The organism is Bacillus sp. FSL K6-0993, assembly GCF_037977205.1.
GTDB classification, from domain to species: domain Bacteria; phylum Bacillota; class Bacilli; order Bacillales; family Bacillaceae; genus Bacillus; species Bacillus subtilis.
The window spans coordinates 3,672,886-3,693,150 of record NZ_CP150275.1; the positions used below are offsets into that span (position 1 = coordinate 3,672,886).

Genomic DNA, 20,265 nt, shown 5'->3' on the forward strand with positions numbered 1-20,265 from the left:
TGGACACGCCCGCTTTTTTAGCCTATGCGTGTCCAAAAAGGGTTAGAACATCTGACTGCTTTCAGCGAATCACTCTTCCTCCGGCGGCTTTCATCAGCCTGTTCATAATGGCGAGGCCGACACCTGTGTCCGGAAAGGATTCCGAGATAATGAAATCCACCTGATTCTCATCAAAACTGCGCAAAGCATCATACAGCCCTGCCGCAACAGTCTCAAGCTGAGCACGTCTTCCGCAGCTCTTCACATAATCAGCGGAATAAACGCCCGCGTTTTCTTCTGTCGTCAGGACGCCGACCCGTCTTCCGCCCTGTTGATATTCTTGAATGAGGTGCTGAATGCGCTCTGGGCTGCCTTCGCAAATGGCAAGCGGGGCTGTCGGCGCATAATGTGTATATTTCATCCCTGGAGAAATCGGCTTCTCGTTTTGGTCGCTGAGCCCTTTATCCACATGGATCGGCCCGATCACCGCTTCAATTTGTTCCTTCGTAATGCCGCCCGGACGCAGAAGAACAGGGATGTCGTCCGCACATGAAAGCACAGTTGATTCGACCCCGATTCCGGTAGGGCCTCCATTCATAATGCCGGCTATGCGGCCATCCAAGTCGTGAGCCACATGCTCCGCTTTTGTGGGACTTGGCTTGCCTGAAAGATTGGCGCTCGGTGCTGCAATCGGCAGTCCCGATTCGCGAATCAATGCAAGGGCAAGCGGATGATCCGGCATTCTAATGGCAACCGTTTCAAGACCTGCCGTTACACGAGGTGAAAGCGCACCAGGTTTACAAGGCAGAATGAGCGTAAGTGCTCCCGGCCAAAACCGTTTCATCAATGTTTTCGCCTTTTCCGGCGCCGGGCCCGTTAAATCCTCAAGCTGGCTGATATCCGCAATGTGGACAATCAGGGGATTATCGCTCGGCCGCCCTTTCGCCTCATATATTTTTTTGACGGCATCCGTATTTTTTGCGTTTGCGCCTAGGCCATATACTGTTTCTGTCGGAAAGGCAATGACCTCATTTTCTCGGAGCAAAGCGGCTGCTTGTGCAATTTGTGGATCATTTGTGGATAACTCGTCAGTTACATCCACAAACCATCTTTTCGTTTTCATTTCTGACCAAACTCCTTATTCACAACAATAAAACGATTGTTTTACGCGTGTAATCCTTTTGAAAGTATAAAAGATGTCCTGTAATAAAACAAGCGTTATCCACAAATTGTGGACAACGCTAATAAAGAAGTGGATAAGTATGTGTATAAACTGCACTTATCCAGACGCTTTTTTCATCAAAACGGCTCCTTCTGTTTGCCGCGATTCACAGAAGTGATCAGAAGAAAACAGCTCCTCCGGTACACTCTCAGCTCTTTCAAAACCCATGGCCGTCAGAAAGTCCGCAGAGGAATGCTGATTTGCTACTAGGTACACGGTTTTGATCTGATGCTTTTCGCACAGCACCTCCATGCTTTGAAAAAGCGTGACGATATGGCCTTGGTGAAGCTTGTCCGATATGACAAGTGATCGCAGCAGCCCCTGGTCACAGCTTATTTTTTCAATACCGAGGCATCCGGCAATGTTTTTCTCACTGTCCTCCAGCATAAGAAATTGAGTGAAGCCTTCTTTCACACCTTCATAGCTGGTTTTCGCCTGTTTTAAAAATGCCTCGAGCACATCTCCGTCTTTTTCCCTTGCCACCCGCAGTTGATAAAACATCCGTTCACCCCGTTTTTGCGTTCTTTCTTCCAATCTATGAGGCAAATCTATTTTTAGACCAGATGATTAGGAAAAAAGGTCGGAAATCCATTCGACTAAAAAGAATTTCACTTCTGTGCCGTCTTCTTTCTCTTCGTTCTCTTCTTTTTTGGCTTTTTCCGCTTTAGCGGTTACCTCCTCAAGCACTTTTTCAGTCTGCTTTTTTGAGGCTTCTTTATCTTCTTGTTCTTTGACGGCTTCCCCGTTAGAAAAATCGAGAAAGCAGAGGGGCGGGAACAGCACACACCACCAGTTGGCGCCGTCTCCGTTTCCAAGCGTAATCAAAATCGCTTCATACTCACCGGCAGGATATACCATGTTGCCGTAAAGCTTTGTCGGAAATGAAATTTTGTCAAAATCAACGGATATCGACTGATTCGCTCCTTCTTTCTCCATTGTTTCCTTTGCAATTGCTTTGATTTCAGGCAGCTTTGAACGAATCACGCGACGCGCTTCTTCAATAGAAGTAATATCCTTTACCCAAGTTGTGATTTCTTTATTCACCGCGTCTCTTATATGACGTTTTAATTGCTGATCTTGGTCACTATCGCTGTTTGCCAATATTCTCAAACGAATCGCCTGATCCGGTATGACCACCGGCTGATTTTCCGATTTCTGTGCCGTCTCTTCTTTTGCCAGCCCTACGAGCGCTCCAGATAGTAAAAGAAAGATATATATACAAATGATTACTGTTTTTTTCATCGGTCCCCACCGTTCCTCTCCGTGCTTTGTTTCTAGACCTATTATGGACAAGGAGAGCCGGGGGTAAACGTGCAGGGTGAAAAAAATCTAGCAAGCTGTTAATCTTATTTATGGTACGATAGTGTTTTAGGAGGTTTAAGATGAAATACAATTATACAGTGCTTTTATCAGCATTCACGATGTCCGTTCTTTATTCAGTAATTTATATTCATTCATTTATCATTGCCGCTCTCATCACAATGGCATTTTATTTTCTGTTTCCTTATTTGATCTTCGCACTGCCGCTTCAAATCATGATGAATAAAAAGCCGAAACGGTTCAGCCCTTTGTATCTGCTGTATTACCTTGCCGCTGCTTTTATTGCCAACGCGATCATTTTCGGCGTGCTTCAGCCTTCGGGACAATCTTTGTTTCAAAATACAGCCTTCTATCTTTTTGCTGTATTAACAGCTCTTATCTATTGGATATGGGACTCTGTTTTACTGCAAAAAAAGGAAGCCTAAGAGGCTTCCTTTTTTATTAAAACAAAATCGTCAGCAAATAACATAGAATGGAAGGTATCGCCGCAACAAAGAAAGCGGCCGCCATTTTCATGCGAGATGTACGGCCTTCTTTGGTTTCTGAATGGTAGTTTGCCCGCTGATCGCTTCCGCTTACAGCCAAACCCGATGTAATGATCGCGAGCCCCACTAAAACGAGAGACGCAACGCCAAAAATCGCTTCATATGAAAGAGACTGCGGAAAAATGGTGCCAATCATACTCTCAATCGCAATGAGCAGGATTCCTGCTGTCAGGGCCTTTTTCATGTTTACATCCCCTTTGCTGGTGTTAAACAGCTTGATCCATCCACTCGCCAGCAAGCTGCTTATTTATTTTTATGAATCAGAGCGCATATGGTTCTGTCTTTTCCATTAATATCTTTCAGCACTTCCACTTCCGCTCCCTTAAACGCCTTGAGGATCAGGTCTTTGACCGCCGCTCCCTGTTTCCATCCGATTTCAAAAACGACAAATACTTTATCCTTCATGACAAGCGGAATGTCTTCCATAAACCGCTTATAAAATTTCAGCCCGTCTCCGCCATCGGTGAGAGCGTGCAGCGGCTCATGAAAACGGACAATTTCCGATAGATCAGCCATTTCTTCCTCTGAAATATATGGCGGGTTTGAGACAATGATATCCGCTTTTTTTCCCGCCTTAATAAAAGGCTCAAGCAGATCGCCCTGATAAAAGCGTACATTCGCTCCGAGTTTTTCTGCATTGGCAGAGGCGACTTGCAGCGCCTCTTTTGAAATATCGACCGCCGACACAGAAAAGCTTTGGTTTTCAAGCGCAAGCGTGACGGCTATTGCGCCGCTCCCTGTACCAACGTCAACAACTTCGAGCTTGCCGTCTTCAGAAAAGACACTCCGATATTTTTCAAGCAAATGAAAGACAACTTCTTCAGTTTCCGGCCGCGGGATCAGCACATCATCATTCACCATAAATTCCCGTCCATAAAAAAACTCTTTTCCTATAATGTATTGAACCGGCACGCCCTCTTTATGCATCTCAACGTGACGCTTAAAGCGATACAGTTCGTCTTCACCAATCGGTTCCTGTAAGCTTGCGAGCAGTTTGCTTCTCTCCATTCCGGTATCATAAAGCAATAGGAGCTCGGCAGCATTTTCTTCTCTTCCCGCTTCGGTTAAATAAGAAGAAGCCCATTTCAGGGCTTCGAATATCGTCTTCATCTTAACCTTCCGACTGCTGAAGCTTGCTTGCCTGATCTTCAACAATCAGCGCTTCAACCACTTCGTCAAGTTTTCCTTCAAGAATCTGATCAAGCTTTTGAATCGTCAAACCGATTCTGTGATCCGTCACACGGTTTTGCGGGAAGTTGTATGTGCGGATACGTTCAGAGCGGTCACCAGATCCGACTGCTGATTTCCGTGTTTGATCATATTCAGCCTGGGCTTCCTGCTGAAATTTATCATAGATTCTGGCACGGAGAACCTTCATTGCTTTTTCTTTGTTCTTAATTTGAGATTTTTCATCCTGGCATGATACAACAACACCTGTCGGCAAGTGAGTCAGACGAACCGCAGACATTGTTGTGTTAACGCTTTGTCCGCCCGGTCCGCTTGAAGCAAACGTATCGACACGGATATCCTTCTCATGGATGTCAACCTCTACCTCTTCTGCCTCAGGAAGACATGCTACTGTTGCAGTGGATGTATGGATGCGTCCGCCTGATTCTGTTTCCGGAACACGCTGTACGCGGTGGGCGCCGTTTTCATATTTGAGTTTAGAATACGCGCCGCTTCCCGTAATCATAAAGATGATCTCTTTGTAGCCGCCTGTTCCGGTTACATTCGCTTCCATGACCTCTGTCTTCCAGCCCTGAAGCTCGGCATAACGGGAATACATTCTGTACAGGTTGCCCGCGAATAAAGCGGCTTCCTCGCCTCCCGCGGCTCCGCGGATCTCCATAATAACGTTTTTATCATCATTAGGATCTTTCGGGATCAAGAGCACTTTCAGGCGTTCGGACAGTGTTTCCGTTTCCTTCTGAAGTTCAGAAATCTCTTCCTTCACCATGTCGCGCATCTCAGCATCCAGCTTCTCTTCAAGCATCGCTTTTGCATCAGCCAGCTGTTCTGACGCATCTCTGTATTGTCTATATACGTCAACTGTTTCTTGTATATCAGATTGCTCTTTTGAATATTCTCTTAGCTTTTTCGGATCGTTGACTACTTCTGGATCGCTTAAAAGCTCATTTAATTTCTCGTATCGTTCTTCAATTGATTTTAAACGGTCTAACACGGTCTTCACCTCTGTTTTCCTGTGCGTAACATTCTCATTATAGTATAGTGATTAACCCCAGTCAAAAGCATTTCAATCCCAGCTGGAAAAGCTCCCTCTGCTATACTGGAATTCGAGGAGGGATGATGTTGCTGAAATCCATACATCATATTGCAATCATATGTTCAGATTACGAAAAGTCGAAAGCTTTCTACGTACATAAGCTTGGTTTTCAGGTGATTCAAGAAACGTACCGCGAAGAGCGCGGCTCCTATAAGCTTGATTTGTCGCTTAACGGCTCGTATGTCATTGAGCTGTTCTCGTTTCCCGATCCACCCGAACGACAAACCCGGCCTGAAGCCGCAGGCCTGCGCCACCTCGCCTTTACAGTCGGCAGCTTGGATAAAGCGGTTCAGGAGCTTCATGAAAAAGGAATCGAAACAGAGCCAATCAGAACAGATCCGCTGACCGGCAAGCGTTTCACCTTCTTTTTTGATCCTGACCGACTTCCATTAGAACTGTATGAACAATAACAGTTTTTGAAGAAAAAAAGGAGATACCCACTTTCTTTGCCGAATCTTTTCTTGTTTTGTCTAACGGGAAGGGAACCTCATTCTATGGTCGAATACCTAGCTTAAAAGGAGGTATGGGATCATGAATACAAATATGGTAGCAAGTGAACTCGGCGTCTCCGCAAAAACGGTGCAGCGGTGGGTGAAGCAGCTGAATCTTCCGGCCGAACGCAATGAGCTCGGACACTATTCGTTCACGGCAGAAGACGTGAAGGTTCTAAAATCCGTTCAAAAACAAATCTCTGAAGGCACGGCGATTCAGGATATTCATCTGCCGAAAAGCGCTAAAAAGCGCACAGGCTTCCTTGTCCAAAAAACAAATAGCGACACAGAACGAAGAATCGAGCAGCTTGAACAAAAGCTGGACAGCCTTTTACAGCAAAGGCAGGACGAAAGCGAATTGATGGCAAGGTTGTCGGAACTGGAACGCCAGCTGAAACAAAAAGCCGATGAAGGTGTATCTTACCAGCTGCTTCAGCACCGCAGAGAAATCGATGATATTCTTGCAGATTTGCAATCACTGACCTCACAAATGAAAGAATTCACCGCTCAGCCGACCCCCGAGACCGCTGCTGCTTCTGAAACAACCAAAACAAGAAAAAAACCGCTGCTGTCACTGTTCAAATTTCAAACCTAAAGCAAAAAGCTCCCTTTACGGGAGCTTTTTTTGTTACGCAGTAAGCGCGATAATGATTGGAAGTGAAATCAATGACAGAATCGCACTGACCACAAACGCAGTTGCAGTTTCTTCTTCTTGTTTCTCGAAACGAGTCGCAATCATGGCTGCAACTGCAGAACCAGGGAATGCAACAAGAAGGATTGCTTTTGTTGTTTGGTCAGCCGGAAGTCCGATAGCAAGAGCAATCAGGAACATTAATGCAGGCTGAACCGCAACTTTTAGTAACGCAATACCGATAGCCGGCATACTGAGTTTAATTTTACGAATACCAACGGTAACACCGACAGCAAAGAGAGCAACACCAGATGTTGTGCTTCCAAGCTGATCAAGCATTTTAACACCCAGCTCAGGAAGAGTGAAATTGAAAACCAGCACCAAGATCATACTGATTAACGGAGCAGCTGCAAGCGGCTCACAAAGACCATGCAGGATTGATTTTCCTGTCATCTTCCAGAAGCTGTCGCCACTCTCTTCGTTTTTCTTAGAAGACTCACCAACAGTAGCGATAATGATCGCGAGCGGATCAAGAATCGCGTTAACCACGATACCTGTGACCGCGATCGGAATCGCAACTTCATTCGCTCCGAATAAGCTTCCCAATACCGGGATACCCATAAATGCGAATGTCGGCTGTGCAGAGTTCAAAGAAAATACAGATGAGTTCGTTAAATCATACTTGAATATAAATCTGCAAACCAAAAGAATGATGATATAGAAACCAACAATCCCAATAATTAAAGAAATCATTAAAGGTACTTGTGATAAAAATTCACTTCTGGAAGTTGTCAAAATACCAGCGATAAAGTGAGCTGGAAGTGCGTATTTCGTTACTAACGTACTTACCCCTTTTGCCGACTTGGCATCATAACTTCCAAAATGTCCTGCAAACCAACCCAGCACGATAACAAAGAAGATCGGCGCCAGGAGGATTAAGATATCTAAGATGCTCAAAATATTCTCCTCCAAATCCTATGTCCGTATACTTTAGCTTTACAAAAAGCTTTCCCTCGGACGAAAAATTTACTCGCTAATTATTTCGCGATGACTTTTTTGTATTCAGGTGTCCACATTGCTTCAAGTACCGCTTGTTTCACATCTTCAGGCTGACGATTTGCCACGCCGTCTTTAATTGCTGCTTCAGCAACGGCAATCGCAACTTGGATAGAAACCTCTTGAAGCTTATCAATGCTTGGAAGCAATCCTGCTCCAGGTGTTTCAAGATCAACCATTTCAGCAATCGCATCAGCAGTTGCAGCAAACATAGCAGGTGTAATGATACGCGCTTCAGCTACAATTGAACCAAGTCCAAGACCAGGGAATGCGAATGCGTTGTTAGATTGTCCGATTTCATAAGAAACACCGTTGTATTCTACATTGTCAAATGGGCTTCCTGTTGCAATAAGCACTTTTCCGTCAGTCCATTTGAACAGATCTTCAGGAACAGCTTCAGCAAGGTGAGTCGGGTTAGACATCGGCATGATAACCGGACGGTCAACGTGAGATGCCATTTCTTTTACAATTTCCTCTGTGAATGCACCTGAAACCCCTGAAGTACCAATTAAGATCGTTGGTTTCGCTTGACGAACCACTTCATCGAATGGAATTTGACCTTTTTCGTCGCGCTTCCAGTCTTTCACTTCATCCGCATTGCGAAGGTAAGGTTTTTGGAAATCAAGGATGCCTTCGATGCCTTCGATGTCTTCAGTCAGCAAGCCTCTGTAATCAAGTGTGTAGAAACGTTTGTTAGCTTCTTCTTCAGATAATCCGGCTAGCACCATTGTGTCACGGATTTGGTCAGCAATACCGATACCAGCAGAACCAGCACCGAAGATAACAACACGCTGATCTTTAATAGAAGCGCCGGTTTTCTTCATAGCGGCAAGCACACCTGCAAGTGTAATCGCGCCAGTACCTTGAATATCATCATTAAATGTCAGGATTTCATGATTGTATTTTTTCATGATGTTGCGTGCATTTTTGTTGCCAAGGTCTTCCCAGTGAAGAAGCGCTTTAGGGAAGAATTTCAATGCAGCTTTTACATAAGCGTCAATGAAAGCTTCGTAGCGTTCACCTTGAACACGTTCATGCTTGTTACCAATATATAAAGGATCGTTTAGAAGTTTTTCGTTGTTCGTACCGACATCAAGCACAACCGGGATAACACGGCTAGGGTCAATACCAGCTGCAGCAGTGTAAACAGCCAATTTACCGATTGCGATATTAATACCGCCTACACCCCAGTCACCGATACCGAGAATGCTTTCGGAGTCAGTAGCAACGATAAGATCAATATCGCCTGCTGTCGCATGAAGGTTTTCAAACGCTTTTTCAATACCGTCAATATTATCGATTGACAAGTAGATTCCTTGAGGTCTTCTATATTCATGGCTGTATTCCTGAATCGCTTCACCAACTGTTGGCGTGTACACAACAGGAAGCATTTCGCGAAGATGGTTTTTCAGCAATTTATAGAAAAGAACTTCGTTACGGTTTGCAAGATCACTTAAGTAAACATTTTGACGAAGGCGGTCAGGCTGCGCTTGGAATTGCTCGTACGCGCGTTGTGCTTGTTGATCAAGAGAAAGTACAGTTGGCGGCAGAAGCCCTTCTAAGCCGAGTTCTTGTCTTTCTTCTAGTGAAAAAGCAACGCCTTTATTTAAAGTAGGAATAGATAAAACTTCTTTTCCTCTAAGAGTTGTTTCTAAGTGGCCTTCTTTCGTTTTTTTTATGTTATTCAAGCAAATCTCCTTCTTTCTTGAAATAGTTAACCAAGTTAAGTAATAACCCATCTAAAATATGACCGATCATGATCTTTATGCGACTTTGTGACAATTATTCGAACAATGTCTCAAAACTATTTACATTACGTAAGCTATTGTATGCCTGTCAAAATCAAAATTCAAGGGAAGAAAATTACTTAATTTTTTAATATACTTAATTAAATTTTTTAATTGGATATTATCAGAATATAAAAAAAACACCGGTGTTTTAGCCGGTGCATTCTATCTTTATACCCATGTTTTGGACTATTTTTTAGATTTACCTGGGACTTCGTGATGATGTCTGCATCTTGCTTCATATGATTCAGATGCACCAACCAAAATGACCGGATCATCGTAAGAAGCAGGTTTGCCGTCAATGAGGCGCTGTGTTCTGCTCGCCGGTGATCCGCAAACAGAACAGACGGCTTGCAGCTTTGTCACACTTTCCGCAATCGCCATGATATTCGGGACGACACCGAACGGCTCTCCCCTAAAATCCATATCAAGGCCTGCTGCTATCACACGGTAGCCTTTATCGGCAAGAGATGATAAAACCTCAACAATTTCCTGATCAAAAAACTGCACTTCATCAACCGCAATCACATCTGTACTTTCACTGATGTGATCCCAAATGTCCGCAGCAGACGAAATGGCATAGCTCGTCATCGATGTTCCATTATGGGAGACAACAGCAGCTTCGCTGTATCGGTTATCAATTACAGGCTTAAATACCCTGACTTCCTGCTTGGCATAAGTTGCTCTCTTCACTCTTCTGATCAGCTCTTCAGATTTCCCCGAGAACATGCTGCCGCAAATCAGCTCAAGCCACCCGCTTTGTTTCATTATGTACATAGGCTTCGCTCCCCTCTCTCTGCCAGCTGTGTTTTAGACAATATAAAAAACAGGCAAGACTGCTGCTTGCCTGTTGAGAAATCTATTATTACTTAAGACCGTATTTTTTGTTAAAGCGATCAACACGACCATCAGCAGAAGCGAATTTTTGACGGCCAGTGTAGAATGGGTGGCATTCAGAGCAAATCTCAACGCGTACCTCTTCTTTTACTGAGCCTGTTTCAAATTCATTTCCGCAAGCGCATTTAACTGTTGCTTTTTTGAAATTAGGATGAATTCCTGCTTTCATTGTATCCATCTCCTTCCGCCCTGAATCCCGTGTGGAAACAGAGTTATTATTTCGGAGCATTGTCCGAAACGCATATGAGAAAATTATATCAGTGATTTACTTCTTTTGCAAATACAATTTACCTTCTTGCAGATGATAGATTTGCCTGTTTCCATTCTTGATTGAGAATATCGAAAAATTCCTGGTTTGTTTTGGTTTTTTTCATTTTTCTCATGAACTTTTCTGCGAAATCAGGTGAATCAGACATCGTTTTGCGGATAGACCATAAACGATCAAGATGCTCTTTAGGCACAAGCAGCTCTTCTTTGCGCGTTCCTGAACGGCGGATATCGATGGCAGGGAAGATGCGGCGCTCGGCAAGAGAGCGGTCAAGGTGAAGCTCCATGTTGCCTGTTCCCTTGAATTCTTCATAAATGACATCATCCATACGTGAACCTGTATCGACCAGAGCCGTAGCAAGGATGGTTAAGCTGCCGCCCTCTTCGATATTTCTCGCAGCGCCGAAGAAACGTTTCGGACGGTGGAACGCCGCTGGGTCAATCCCCCCGGAAAGCGTTCTTCCGCTCGGCGGAATCACTAAGTTGTAGGCGCGGGCAAGCCGTGTGATGCTGTCCATCAGGATAATGACGTCTTTTTTGTGTTCCACGAGACGCATTGCACGTTCAAGCACAAGCTCGGCCACTTTGATATGGTTTTCCGGCACTTCATCAAACGTTGAGCTGACGACATCCCCAGCTACAGAACGCTCGATATCGGTTACTTCCTCAGGTCTTTCGTCAATTAAAAGCACGATCAGCTCTGCTTCAGGCTGGTTCGCTGTAATGCTGTTGGCAATTTCCTTCAGCAGCATCGTTTTTCCGGCTTTCGGCGGCGCAACAATCAATCCGCGCTGTCCAAATCCGACCGGCGCCATCATGTCCATAATTCTTGTAGACAAGAAGTTCGGCTTTGTTTCAAGCACCATTTGGCGATCTGGATAAAGTGGCGTAAGAGCCGGGAAATGCACACGCTCTTTTGCAGATTCGGGATCATCCCCATTTACTGCTTCAACGTGCAAAAGTCCATAGTAACGCTCATTTTCTTTTGGCGGGCGAACCTTGCCAGATACTTTGTCTCCGTTCCGCAAATCGAAACGGCGGATTTGTGAAGCTGAGATGTAAATGTCTTCTGAGCTTGGAGAGTAGTTGATCGGTCTCAGGAAGCCGAAACCTTCAGACTGGATGATCTCAAGAACGCCTTCCATAAACAGCAGATCTTCCTGTTCTGCATTCGCTTTCAGAATGGCGAAAATGAGTTCTTTTTTTGTCAGTTTGCTGTAATAGGAGATTTTATAATGTCTTGCAAGTTCATAAAGCTCTTTCAATTTCATATTTTCCAAAGAGGAAATAGATACGTCTTTCATAAAAACACCACGCTTTTCATAGTCAATATCTTACTCTGAACATGTCATCTGCTGCTTTTGCACAACATCCGCCAAAGCACATTCTTTTTTTAACATAAAGGAACTTCTATCGGTAACACTTCCACCCATGATCGGCGCTTTTGTTAAAAGGATTGTCTTAATGAGTTTTGAAGGAAGCGAGGACAAAAACATGAGAAGATCAATACTTATATCGTCTGTATGCGGTAGAAATTGAAACTTTCCTAGTGCTTAAAAGAAGGTATTACGCAGTAAAATTCGCAGCACTCTTTATTTTTACCTTATTTCAAAAAATTATTCAACTGAAATAAGGTTTTGACACGGAATTGATAGAGTTGACGCTTTTCTGCAAAAGTTAAAGCGGGCTCACACCCGCTTTTTCTGTTTGTTATGGACGGATTACAAGATTTGGTTTCTTTTTCAAGCTGTGTCTGCCGTCAACGAAACGGACAGTGCCTGATTTTGCACGGATAACTAAGCTTTCAGTTGTACCGACAGAGCCTTTGAATTGAACTCCTTTTAACAGCTCGCCGTCAGTAACCCCTGTAGCTGCAAAAATCGCGTCATCACCCTTCACAAGGTCTTCCATGCGAAGGACTTTGCTTAAATCAAGGCCCATTTTGTGACAGCGTGTGATTTCTTCTTCGCTTTGCGGAAGAAGTTTACCAATGATTTCTCCGCCGAGTGCTTTTAACGCAACAGCGGAAAGCACACCCTCAGGAGCGCCGCCTGATCCGAACAGGATATCAACGCCCGTGTGGTCGAAAGCCGTGTTGATGGCGCCTGCGACATCGCCGTCATTGATCAATTTGATTCTGGCGCCGGCCTCACGAAGCTCGGAAATGATTTTTTCGTGTCTTTCACGGTTTAAAATTGTGGCAACGACGTCCTCAACGTCCTTATTTTTCGCTTTTGCCACCGCTTTAAGGTTGTCAATGACAGGTGCTTCGATGTCAATGCAGCCCACCGCTTCCGGACCGACTGCGATTTTTTGCATATACATGTCAGGAGCATTCAGAAGCGTGCCATGGTCTGCGACCGCGATAACCGTCAGCGCGTTCCAGCCGCCGCTTGCTAAGATGTTTGTGCCTTCAAGAGGGTCAACTGCGACATCAACGCGAGGGCCGTACCCGTTTCCGAGTTTTTCCCCGATATACAGCATCGGTGCTTCGTCCATTTCCCCTTCACCGATTACAACGGTCCCTTTCATCGGCTGTATCAAAAACGTCTCTCATTGCACTTGTTGCCGCTTCATCAGCCTCATCTTTTTTTCCCCGGCCCATCCATCTTGCTGATGCCAATGCCGCAGCTTCGGTCACACGTACCAATTCCATTGATAAACTTCTTTCCATTTCAACACGATCTCCTCTCACAAGAAACCATTATGAATTTTGAAGCTGTTCTATTTCTTCGTCAGTCATTCTTTCACGCCAAATTGTCGCTCCAAGCCCCTCAAGCTTCTTCTCAAGGCTGCTGTATCCGCGGTCAATATGCTCCAGTCCCGTAATTTCCGTGACGCCATCAGCCATCAGTCCGGCTACCACCAAGCAGGCTCCGGCACGCAGATCACTCGCCTTCACTTTTGCGCCTTGAAGCTCGACAGGACCTGTGATGATGGCAGATCTGCCTTCTACTTTCATATTGGCACCCATTCGTCTCAGCTCATCAATGTGCTTGAATCTTGCCGAGTAGATGGTGTCTGTGACGACACTCGTCCCTTTCGCCCTTGTCAGGAGTGCCGTCATCGGCTGCTGTAAATCAGTCGGAAACCCCGGGTATACGAGGGTTTTGACGTCAACCGGCTTTAAGTTCTTCTGCCCGCCGACAATGAGAAGCTGGTCGTCGCTTGTTTCGATATGATAGCCCATTTCTCTCAGCTTTGCCGTTAACGACTCTAGATGAGTGGGAATGACGTTATCGATAATGACTTCCTTGCCCATTGCAGCCCCTGCAATCATAAATGTCCCGGCCTCAATTCTGTCCGGAATGATCGTATGCTTGCAGCCGTGCAGTTCCTTCACGCCGTCGATTCGAATCACATTGGTGCCCGCACCTTTGATTTTGGCGCCCATGCTGGTAAGCAATGTCGCGACGTCAATGATCTCAGGCTCCTTGGCAGCGTTTTCGATGATCGTTTTCCCTTCTGCCAAAACAGCGGCGAGCATAATGTTAATCGTTGCCCCAACGCTTACGACATCTAAATAAATCCGTGCGCCTCTGAGCCTTTCAGCTCGCAAATAAATGGCGCCTTGTTCATTGGTTACTTCAGCTCCGAGTGCTTCAAAACCTTTGATATGCTGATCAATCGGACGGGGCCCTAAGTGACAGCCGCCAGGCAATCCAATGACCGCCTGCTTGAAGCGGCCGAGCATCGCCCCCATTAAATAATATGACGCGCGAAGCTTTTTTACTTTCCCGTTAGGAAGCGGCATGCTGATCATCGACGTAGGATCAACAACCATTTCCCCATTCTCAAAATGCACGTTTCCGCCGATTTCCTTTAACAGGTCACGCAGCGTTTCAATATCTGAAATCTCTGGAAGCCCTTCAATTGTCACCTCAGAATTTGCCAAAATGGTTGCAGGTATTAACGCAACAGCGCTGTTTTTAGCGCCGCTGATATGTACTGTACCGTTTAACGAGTCACCGCCGGCAATATTCAACTTTTCCATGATAGTCTCCTTCCATAAGAAGATAGCTGCGGAGCTAAATAAAATGTCATTTTATTCTGTCTCTGCAAATAAAGCTCATGTCCAAAATCTAGCCAATTCGAAGAGAAAGAATACAACACATTGTAAAATATCAGGAAGAAAATAGCGAAGCTTTGGGGGGTACAGGTTTCAAAAGATGCACAGAGACCCGCCGGCTCGAGAGACATCGTCGTCATCCGGCAAAAGCAGTACGCATACCCTTCATTCCGATATCAGCTTCTGCAGCCCAATGATTCCTTCTCTGTAAAGCGGCGTCAGCATCTGAAGATCCGCTGTATCAGGTCGGTGAAATACAAAGGCCGCGGCAAACAGGCATAAAGCTGTTTGCCGCCCCTTTCATTATTTGTTCCAGTCTGCCAGGAATTGTTCGATTCCTTTGTCTGTTAACGGGTGTTTAGTGAGCGCATGAATGACTTTCAGCGGCATTGTGCCGATATGAGCCCCTCTAAGAGCAGCTTCTGTCACGTGCTGCGGATGGCGGATTGACGCTGCAATGATTTGCGTGTCAAGGCCGTGAATGTCAAAAATCTGTTTAACTTCTGAAATCAGGTCAAGCCCGTTGTGGCCGATGTCATCTAAACGTCCCAGGAATGGAGATACATATGTTGCCCCCGCTCTGGCAGCAAGAAGCGCCTGGTTGGCATTGAAGATCAATGTAACGTTTGTTTTGATGCCTAAGTCAGTAAGTGCTCTTACCGCTTTTAAACCGTCAGACGTCATTGGGACTTTCACCGTAATGTTCGGAGCGATCTTCGCCAGTTCTTTTCCTTCCTCGATCATTTCCTCAGCTTTCAAAGAAATAACCTCTGCGCTTACAGACCCTTTCACGACGTCTGTGATCTCGCGAAGACGGTCGTGGAATGATACGTTAGCTTCCTTTGCTACTAAACTAGGATTCGTCGTTACACCGGCGAGAATTCCTAATTCATTCGCTTCTCTAATTTCATCGATATTGGCTGTATCAACAAAGAATAACATTTTCAAAAAGCCTCCCTGATTAAGAAATTTTCTGAACTGCGAATATGATTGCGCTTTCTAAAGATAGACGGAAAACCGCCTGTCAAGCTGTCAGGCGGCTATAAAAAGTTCCAATTGAATTAAGCTTGGTTTGAAGAACCAAATTCACGCATTTTACCGATAACTGTTTCTTTGATCGCTTCACGAGCTGGTCCAAGGTATTTACGTGGATCGTACTCGTCAGGCTTAGCTGCCAATGTTTCGCGAACAGCTTTTGCAGAAGAAATTTGGTTTTCAGTATTCACGTTGATTTTAGCTGTACCAAGTGAAATTGATTTTTTGATGTCAGCAGTCGGAATTCCAGTACCGCCGTGAAGAACTAGCGGAAGACCAGTTGATTTTCCGATCTCTTCCATTTCTTTGAAGCCAAGGTTTGGCTCACCTTTGTAAGGGCCGTGAACAGAACCTAATGCAGGTGCAAGGCAGTCGATGCCAGTGCGCTCAACAAGCTCTTGGCACTCTTTAGGGTCAGCGTAGATTACGCCTTCAGCGATAACGTCATCTTCTTGTCCGCCTACTGTTCCAAGCTCAGCTTCTACAGATACTCCGTGGAAATGAGCAAGCTCAACAACTTTAGCAGTTGTTGCTACGTTTTCTTCGAATGGATGGTGAGAAGCGTCGATCATTACAGATGTGAAACCTGCATGAATCGCTTTCGCACAAGATTCAAAGCTTGAACCGTGGTCTAAGTGAATCGCAACAGGAACTGTCACTTTGTACTCTTCCATAAGTGCTTTTACCATAGCAACGACTGTTTTGAAGCCGCCCATGTAGCGTCCCGCACCTTCGGAAACACCAAGGATCACTGGAGATTTTTCTTCTTCAGCTGCTTGTAAAATCGCTTGAGTAAACTCAAGGTTGTTTAAGTTAAATTGTCCTACAGCATACCCTTTTTCTTTAGCTGTATTCAACATTTCCGTCATAGAAACTAAAGGCATGTCGAATGTCCTCCTTATGTAGCCTGATTGTCTTCTAGCGAAAAAAGCTTTCCACCCTAGCATGACCCATATATTGCTGTCATATGTAAATACTCAGATCGCTTTTTCTCCATAACTAGGATACCAACTTTTCGACAAATCGGCAACATAATGACATGATTCATTTGTTTCTTCTTTTTGTCAGTTAGACTTCAGGGGCAGATATTTTTTGACGGCGTCTCTGATTTCGTCGATGTCAAACGGCTTGGCAAAGTGCGTCAGAGCGCCCAATTCCTTCGATTCTTGGATCATGTCGAGCTCTCCGTATGCCGTCATGATAATGACCCGGATGTTTTCGTCAATGACCTTCATCCGTTTTAAGATTTCGATTCCGTCCATGCCGGGAATTTTCATGTCCAAAAGCACAAGGTCGGGCCGTTCTTTTGTCACAATGTCAAGCGCCTGCAGGCCGTTCGCAGCCTGAAACGTCTGGTAGCCTTCTTTATTGAACACTTCATTTAGCAAAATACGAATGCCGTATTGATCATCAACGATTAAAATTTTTTCATTCATCATTTTACACCCCAATATTATGATTTTCGTCAAAAGTAAGCAGTATTGTATGTATTCTGTTTGATTTTCCTATTTCCTTTAATTATAATAGTCTACTTTACGACATTTTCTGAGCATTTTCTCTTTTGTTGTATACTGATATTGTACGTTATAAAGGAGGATTCACTTATGTTGAAAATATTCACGACGCAGTTAACAGGTATTTTTTCCCGCATTCAGGATAAGGAATCTGACGCGATTGAAGATGGGGCGCGGTTGCTTGCTCAAGCGGTGATCAGCGGGCATTCCATTTATTTATACGGAGCGAATGAGCTTCAGGGCGTCTTTTATGAGGCCACCGAAAGCAAAGAACCCTTCCCATCTGTCAAAGCCTTTCCAGAAAGCGCTGAGGAAGTGACAGAAAGCGACAGGGTGCTGATGTTTTGCTCAGGGACGGGCACAGCCGAAGAACAGGCGCTCGCAAAAGAGCTTTATGAAAAAGGTGCGGGAGTCGTATGCGTATCGCCCGCAGCCAAAGACAGTACGGGATTAGAACAGTATTGTGATGTGCATATTGATTCTAAATTAAAAATGCCGCTTGTTCCCGATGAAGACGGCACCCGTTACGGGTTTCCCTCTTTAATGACAGCACTGTATGTCTATCACGCTTTATCGTTTACACTAAAAGAAATTCTGCAAGAGTATGCATAATATCTTATTGTACATGCTGGAACTTACCGGAAACAAATAAAAAAGACTTGCCCGCTTTTGACAAACGGCAAGTCTTTTTTATTACTTCTGATTTGCAGCTTCGACAGACGCTCCGATAAAGCCTTTGAATAGAGGCTGAGGTCTTGTCGGTCTTGACTTGAACTCTGGGTGGAACTGAGAAGCCACGAACCAAGGGTGGTCTTTCAGCTCGATGATTTCAACAAGGCGTCCATCAGGGCTTGTGCCTGAGAATACGAAGCCTTGCTCTTCCATTTGCTGTCTGAATTCATTGTTAAACTCATAGCGGTGGCGGTGGCGCTCGTACACCACTTCATCCTGATACACTTCAAAGGCTTTCGTACCTTCTTCTAGCTTACAAGGGTAAAGGCCGAGACGAAGCGTTCCTCCGAGATCCTCAACATCCTTTTGTTCAGGAAGAAGATCAATGATCGGGTATTGAGTTGACGGATCAATTTCCGCTGAGTGAGCGCCTTTTAAGCCCAATACGTTTCGTGCGTATTCAATAGACGCCACCTGCATGCCCAAGCAAATGCCCAAGAACGGAATGTTGTTTTCGCGCGCGTATTTTGTCGCGACGATTTTGCCTTCAACACCGCGGTCTCCGAATCCGCCCGGCACAATGATGCCGTCTGTTCCGCTTGTGAGTTCTGCGATATTGTTTTCTGTCACTTCTTCTGCGTTGATCCACTTCACTTTTACATCTGTATCAAACGCATAGCCCGCATGGCGGAGAGACTCGACAACAGAAATGTATGCGTCAGGAAGCTCAACGTATTTGCCGACAAGGCCGATTGTAATCGTTTGAGACAGATTGCTGACTTTGTTAACAAGCTCTTTCCACTCGGACATTTCCGCTTCTTTGCAAGCCAATTTCATGTGCTCGCAAACAAGCTTATCAAGCCCTTGTTTTTGAAGCTCCAGCGGAATGGAGTAAAGGTTGTCCGCATCTTCACATTCAATAACCGCTTTTGTATCGATGTCGCAGAAAAGCGCGATTTTATCTTTCATATCTTGAGAAATCGGCATTTCTGTACGAACGACGATGATGTTTGGCTGAATGCCCAAGCTGCGCAATTCTTTTACGCTGTGCTGTGTCGGTTTTGTTTTTAATTCGCCAGCAGCTTTAATGTAAGGTACAAGCGTACAGTGGATGTACATTACGTTTTCACGGCCGATGTCGCTCTTCATTTGGCGGATTGCTTCAAGGAATGGCAGTGATTCGATGTCTCCGACAGTACCGCCGATTTCTGTAATAACAACATCTGCGTTTGTCTCTTTCCCTGCGCGGTAAACACGGTCTTTCAATTCGTTTGTGATGTGCGGGATGACCTGTACGGTTCCGCCAAGGTAATCTCCGCGGCGTTCTTTTTTAAGAACTGTTGAATAGATTTTACCTGTTGTCACGTTGCTGAATTTATTCAGGTTAATGTCGATAAAACGCTCATAGTGACCAAGGTCCAAGTCTGTTTCAGCGCCGTCATCCGTTACGAATACTTCACCGTGCTGGTACGGGCTCATTGTTCCCGGGTCAACGTTGATGTATGGATCGAATTTTTGAATCGTCACGTTCAGTCCGCGGTTTTTCAGCAAACGTCCTAATGAAGCTGCTACAATACCCTTTCCAAGTGAGGATACAACTCCCCCGGTTACAAAAATATATTTCGTCATTTCGTTTGCTCCTCTCTTCGCTCTTAGCTACATTTTTAAAATGTACTATTTTATAAAAAATCATTTAGCCTTTTAAATGATTTATAAGAAAAATGAGGGGTGAAAATAAGAAAGCTCCCTTTCAATTTCTTGAAAGGGAGCATAACGTACTATGTTCTCTCTTCGTTTTTGAAGAGCCCAAAATACATACTACATAGTTCGACTATGAAAGTCAAGATCGTTTTGAAGATGAAATCTGATACTATTTAATTTCCTCTTCTTCATCATAGTCTTCATCATCTTCATCAATAATATCTTCTTCGATCTCAAGATCATCGTCGTCTTCATCAAGATCTTCTTCGTCAAAATCGTCAGCTTCAAGATCGAGTTCTTCCTCAACTTCATCCAAATCAAGGTCGTCTTCGTCGATCTCTTCAAACTCGTCAAGATCAAGATCTTCTTCGACTGCTTTCTTCGCTTTTTTCTTTTTCGCCTTGACTGTCGGCTGAGTTTCTTCATCAAGCTGATCATACGGATACCAGCTGCGAAGCCCCCACGTCTGGTCAGAAAGCGCCAGGAAGCGGCCGTCAATGTTTAAATCTGTATAAAATTGAGCGATGCGGTCTCCAAGCTCTTCTTTTTTCACGCCGAGCAAAGATGCGATTTCATTTAAAAGCTCCTGAAAAGGAACTGGTTTTTTATGTTCTTCAAATAATTCGTGAGCGATTTCAACTAAAGCCATTTCCTTTAGCTCTTCCTGTGAATATTGTTTGATACCCAAGGTCGGACACTCCCTTTCTATTACTTATATGTATCTGTTTTATCAATAATGTAAGCGATTTTGTATCGTTCTTATACAAACCATACCTCTCATTATAAACAAAATAA

Annotated in this window: 22 protein-coding genes and 1 pseudogene; 4 read left to right on the top strand and 19 right to left on the bottom strand. The window is 44.7% G+C overall.

What is annotated here, in order from left to right:
- Positions 1-61 precede the first annotated feature (61 nt).
- From MHH79_RS19045 to spoIIR, 3 genes are all read right to left on the bottom strand, one after another.
- A complete protein-coding gene (locus MHH79_RS19045) occupies positions 62-1,102 on the bottom strand; it encodes an L-threonylcarbamoyladenylate synthase (RefSeq protein ID WP_015384898.1) in 1,041 nt (346 codons plus the stop codon).
- A 156-nt stretch (positions 1,103-1,258) separates the two neighbouring features.
- Complete coding sequence (locus MHH79_RS19050) at positions 1,259-1,702, bottom strand: hypothetical protein (protein WP_003244265.1); 444 nt, start codon at positions 1,700-1,702, stop codon at positions 1,259-1,261.
- 66 nt (positions 1,703-1,768) lie between these two features.
- On the bottom strand, positions 1,769-2,443 hold the full coding sequence (spoIIR, locus tag MHH79_RS19055; RefSeq protein ID WP_129092773.1) for a stage II sporulation protein R: 675 nt from the start codon (positions 2,441-2,443) through the stop codon (positions 1,769-1,771).
- Between the two features lie 140 nt (positions 2,444-2,583).
- Here spoIIR and MHH79_RS19060 point away from each other — a divergent pair, with 140 nt between their 5' ends.
- The gene (locus MHH79_RS19060) at positions 2,584-2,946 is read left to right on the top strand and encodes a UPF0715 family protein (protein ID WP_014478265.1); all 363 of its coding nucleotides are present in this window, start codon (positions 2,584-2,586) and stop codon (positions 2,944-2,946) included.
- Between the two features lie 16 nt (positions 2,947-2,962).
- Here MHH79_RS19060 and MHH79_RS19065 read toward each other — a convergent pair whose 3' ends face one another.
- The 3 genes from MHH79_RS19065 to prfA are packed head-to-tail and all read right to left on the bottom strand — an operon-like array spanning position 2,963 to position 5,248.
- Positions 2,963-3,250, bottom strand: coding sequence for a DUF5316 family protein (locus MHH79_RS19065; RefSeq protein WP_015483822.1), 288 nt, complete (start codon positions 3,248-3,250; stop codon positions 2,963-2,965).
- Between the two features lie 59 nt (positions 3,251-3,309).
- Complete coding sequence (prmC, locus tag MHH79_RS19070) at positions 3,310-4,176, bottom strand: peptide chain release factor N(5)-glutamine methyltransferase (protein ID WP_003227647.1); 867 nt, start codon at positions 4,174-4,176, stop codon at positions 3,310-3,312.
- 1 nt (position 4,177) lies between these two features.
- Positions 4,178-5,248, bottom strand: a complete 1,071-nt coding sequence (gene prfA / locus MHH79_RS19075; RefSeq protein WP_003227645.1) for a peptide chain release factor 1 — start codon at positions 5,246-5,248, stop codon at positions 4,178-4,180.
- Between the two features lie 125 nt (positions 5,249-5,373).
- Between prfA and MHH79_RS19080 the strand changes: the two genes are divergently transcribed.
- Both MHH79_RS19080 and racA read left to right on the top strand, forming a co-directional pair.
- Positions 5,374-5,760: a VOC family protein gene (locus MHH79_RS19080; protein ID WP_041520071.1), complete on the top strand. Its 387-nt coding sequence runs from the start codon at positions 5,374-5,376 to the stop codon at positions 5,758-5,760.
- Between the two features lie 121 nt (positions 5,761-5,881).
- Complete coding sequence (gene racA, locus MHH79_RS19085) at positions 5,882-6,436, top strand: chromosome-anchoring protein RacA (protein WP_047183334.1); 555 nt, start codon at positions 5,882-5,884, stop codon at positions 6,434-6,436.
- Between the two features lie 33 nt (positions 6,437-6,469).
- On the opposite strand, the gene MHH79_RS19090 is transcribed toward racA, so the two are convergent.
- From MHH79_RS19090 to spo0F, 11 genes and pseudogenes are all read right to left on the bottom strand, one after another.
- On the bottom strand, positions 6,470-7,429 hold the full coding sequence (locus MHH79_RS19090) for an AEC family transporter (RefSeq protein ID WP_003242497.1): 960 nt from the start codon (positions 7,427-7,429) through the stop codon (positions 6,470-6,472).
- An 80-nt stretch (positions 7,430-7,509) separates the two neighbouring features.
- Positions 7,510-9,216 carry an oxaloacetate-decarboxylating malate dehydrogenase gene (gene malS, locus MHH79_RS19095; protein WP_340034815.1) on the bottom strand — a complete coding sequence of 569 codons (1,707 nt, stop codon included), beginning with the start codon at positions 9,214-9,216 and terminating at the stop codon, positions 7,510-7,512.
- 288 nt (positions 9,217-9,504) lie between these two features.
- Entirely contained in the window at positions 9,505-10,092 is a 588-nt protein-coding gene (locus MHH79_RS19100) for a thymidine kinase (RefSeq protein WP_014478269.1), read from the bottom strand.
- Between the two features lie 88 nt (positions 10,093-10,180).
- On the bottom strand, positions 10,181-10,381 hold the full coding sequence (gene rpmE / locus MHH79_RS19105; RefSeq protein WP_003151132.1) for a 50S ribosomal protein L31: 201 nt from the start codon (positions 10,379-10,381) through the stop codon (positions 10,181-10,183).
- Between the two features lie 118 nt (positions 10,382-10,499).
- The gene (gene rho, locus MHH79_RS19110; RefSeq protein WP_003221939.1) at positions 10,500-11,783 is read right to left on the bottom strand and encodes a transcription termination factor Rho; all 1,284 of its coding nucleotides are present in this window, start codon (positions 11,781-11,783) and stop codon (positions 10,500-10,502) included.
- A 30-nt stretch (positions 11,784-11,813) separates the two neighbouring features.
- Positions 11,814-11,975 carry a hypothetical protein gene (locus MHH79_RS19115; protein WP_003227632.1) on the bottom strand — a complete coding sequence of 54 codons (162 nt, stop codon included), beginning with the start codon at positions 11,973-11,975 and terminating at the stop codon, positions 11,814-11,816.
- A gap of 214 nt (positions 11,976-12,189) precedes the next feature.
- Positions 12,190-13,153: pseudogene (gene glpX / locus MHH79_RS19120) on the bottom strand (class II fructose-bisphosphatase).
- 30 nt (positions 13,154-13,183) lie between these two features.
- The gene (locus tag MHH79_RS19125) at positions 13,184-14,473 is read right to left on the bottom strand and encodes a UDP-N-acetylglucosamine 1-carboxyvinyltransferase (protein ID WP_003227628.1); all 1,290 of its coding nucleotides are present in this window, start codon (positions 14,471-14,473) and stop codon (positions 13,184-13,186) included.
- A gap of 378 nt (positions 14,474-14,851) precedes the next feature.
- Complete coding sequence (gene fsa / locus MHH79_RS19130; protein ID WP_063334812.1) at positions 14,852-15,490, bottom strand: fructose-6-phosphate aldolase; 639 nt, start codon at positions 15,488-15,490, stop codon at positions 14,852-14,854.
- Between the two features lie 119 nt (positions 15,491-15,609).
- Positions 15,610-16,467 (bottom strand): class II fructose-bisphosphate aldolase, encoded by an 858-nt coding sequence (locus MHH79_RS19135; protein WP_003243339.1) that lies wholly within the window; start codon positions 16,465-16,467, stop codon positions 15,610-15,612.
- Between the two features lie 180 nt (positions 16,468-16,647).
- On the bottom strand, positions 16,648-17,022 hold the full coding sequence (spo0F, locus tag MHH79_RS19140) for a sporulation initiation phosphotransferase Spo0F (protein ID WP_003227621.1): 375 nt from the start codon (positions 17,020-17,022) through the stop codon (positions 16,648-16,650).
- Between the two features lie 165 nt (positions 17,023-17,187).
- On the opposite strand from spo0F, the gene MHH79_RS19145 reads away from it, so the two are divergent.
- Entirely contained in the window at positions 17,188-17,709 is a 522-nt protein-coding gene (locus MHH79_RS19145; RefSeq protein ID WP_015384907.1) for a DUF2529 domain-containing protein, read from the top strand.
- A gap of 81 nt (positions 17,710-17,790) precedes the next feature.
- On the opposite strand, the gene pyrG is transcribed toward MHH79_RS19145, so the two are convergent.
- Both pyrG and rpoE read right to left on the bottom strand, forming a co-directional pair.
- On the bottom strand, positions 17,791-19,398 hold the full coding sequence (gene pyrG, locus MHH79_RS19150) for a CTP synthase (glutamine hydrolyzing) (protein ID WP_003227612.1): 1,608 nt from the start codon (positions 19,396-19,398) through the stop codon (positions 17,791-17,793).
- Between the two features lie 241 nt (positions 19,399-19,639).
- Positions 19,640-20,158 (bottom strand): DNA-directed RNA polymerase subunit delta, encoded by a 519-nt coding sequence (rpoE, locus tag MHH79_RS19155; RefSeq protein WP_327844899.1) that lies wholly within the window; start codon positions 20,156-20,158, stop codon positions 19,640-19,642.
- Positions 20,159-20,265: the final 107 nt, after the last annotated feature.

What these genes read in the sequence shown, in the direction of transcription:
- MHH79_RS19045 (WP_015384898.1), bottom strand. Translation starts at nt 1,102, where the DNA reads ATGAAAACGAAAAGATGGTTTGTGGATGTAACTGACGAGTTATCCACA.
- MHH79_RS19050 (WP_003244265.1), bottom strand. Translation starts at nt 1,702, where the DNA reads ATGTTTTATCAACTGCGGGTGGCAAGGGAAAAAGACGGAGATGTGCTC.
- spoIIR (WP_129092773.1), bottom strand. Translation starts at nt 2,443, where the DNA reads ATGAAAAAAACAGTAATCATTTGTATATATATCTTTCTTTTACTATCT.
- MHH79_RS19060 (WP_014478265.1), top strand. Translation starts at nt 2,584, where the DNA reads ATGAAATACAATTATACAGTGCTTTTATCAGCATTCACGATGTCCGTT.
- MHH79_RS19065 (WP_015483822.1), bottom strand. Translation starts at nt 3,250, where the DNA reads ATGAAAAAGGCCCTGACAGCAGGAATCCTGCTCATTGCGATTGAGAGT.
- prmC (WP_003227647.1), bottom strand. Translation starts at nt 4,176, where the DNA reads ATGAAGACGATATTCGAAGCCCTGAAATGGGCTTCTTCTTATTTAACC.
- MHH79_RS19080 (WP_041520071.1), top strand. Translation starts at nt 5,374, where the DNA reads ATGTTGCTGAAATCCATACATCATATTGCAATCATATGTTCAGATTAC.
- racA (WP_047183334.1), top strand. Translation starts at nt 5,882, where the DNA reads ATGAATACAAATATGGTAGCAAGTGAACTCGGCGTCTCCGCAAAAACG.
- MHH79_RS19100 (WP_014478269.1), bottom strand. Translation starts at nt 10,092, where the DNA reads ATGTACATAATGAAACAAAGCGGGTGGCTTGAGCTGATTTGCGGCAGC.
- rpmE (WP_003151132.1), bottom strand. Translation starts at nt 10,381, where the DNA reads ATGAAAGCAGGAATTCATCCTAATTTCAAAAAAGCAACAGTTAAATGC.
- rho (WP_003221939.1), bottom strand. Translation starts at nt 11,783, where the DNA reads ATGAAAGACGTATCTATTTCCTCTTTGGAAAATATGAAATTGAAAGAG.
- MHH79_RS19115 (WP_003227632.1), bottom strand. Translation starts at nt 11,975, where the DNA reads ATGTTTTTGTCCTCGCTTCCTTCAAAACTCATTAAGACAATCCTTTTA.
- MHH79_RS19125 (WP_003227628.1), bottom strand. Translation starts at nt 14,473, where the DNA reads ATGGAAAAGTTGAATATTGCCGGCGGTGACTCGTTAAACGGTACAGTA.
- fsa (WP_063334812.1), bottom strand. Translation starts at nt 15,490, where the DNA reads ATGTTATTCTTTGTTGATACAGCCAATATCGATGAAATTAGAGAAGCG.
- MHH79_RS19135 (WP_003243339.1), bottom strand. Translation starts at nt 16,467, where the DNA reads ATGCCTTTAGTTTCTATGACGGAAATGTTGAATACAGCTAAAGAAAAA.
- spo0F (WP_003227621.1), bottom strand. Translation starts at nt 17,022, where the DNA reads ATGATGAATGAAAAAATTTTAATCGTTGATGATCAATACGGCATTCGT.
- MHH79_RS19145 (WP_015384907.1), top strand. Translation starts at nt 17,188, where the DNA reads ATGTTGAAAATATTCACGACGCAGTTAACAGGTATTTTTTCCCGCATT.
- pyrG (WP_003227612.1), bottom strand. Translation starts at nt 19,398, where the DNA reads ATGACGAAATATATTTTTGTAACCGGGGGAGTTGTATCCTCACTTGGA.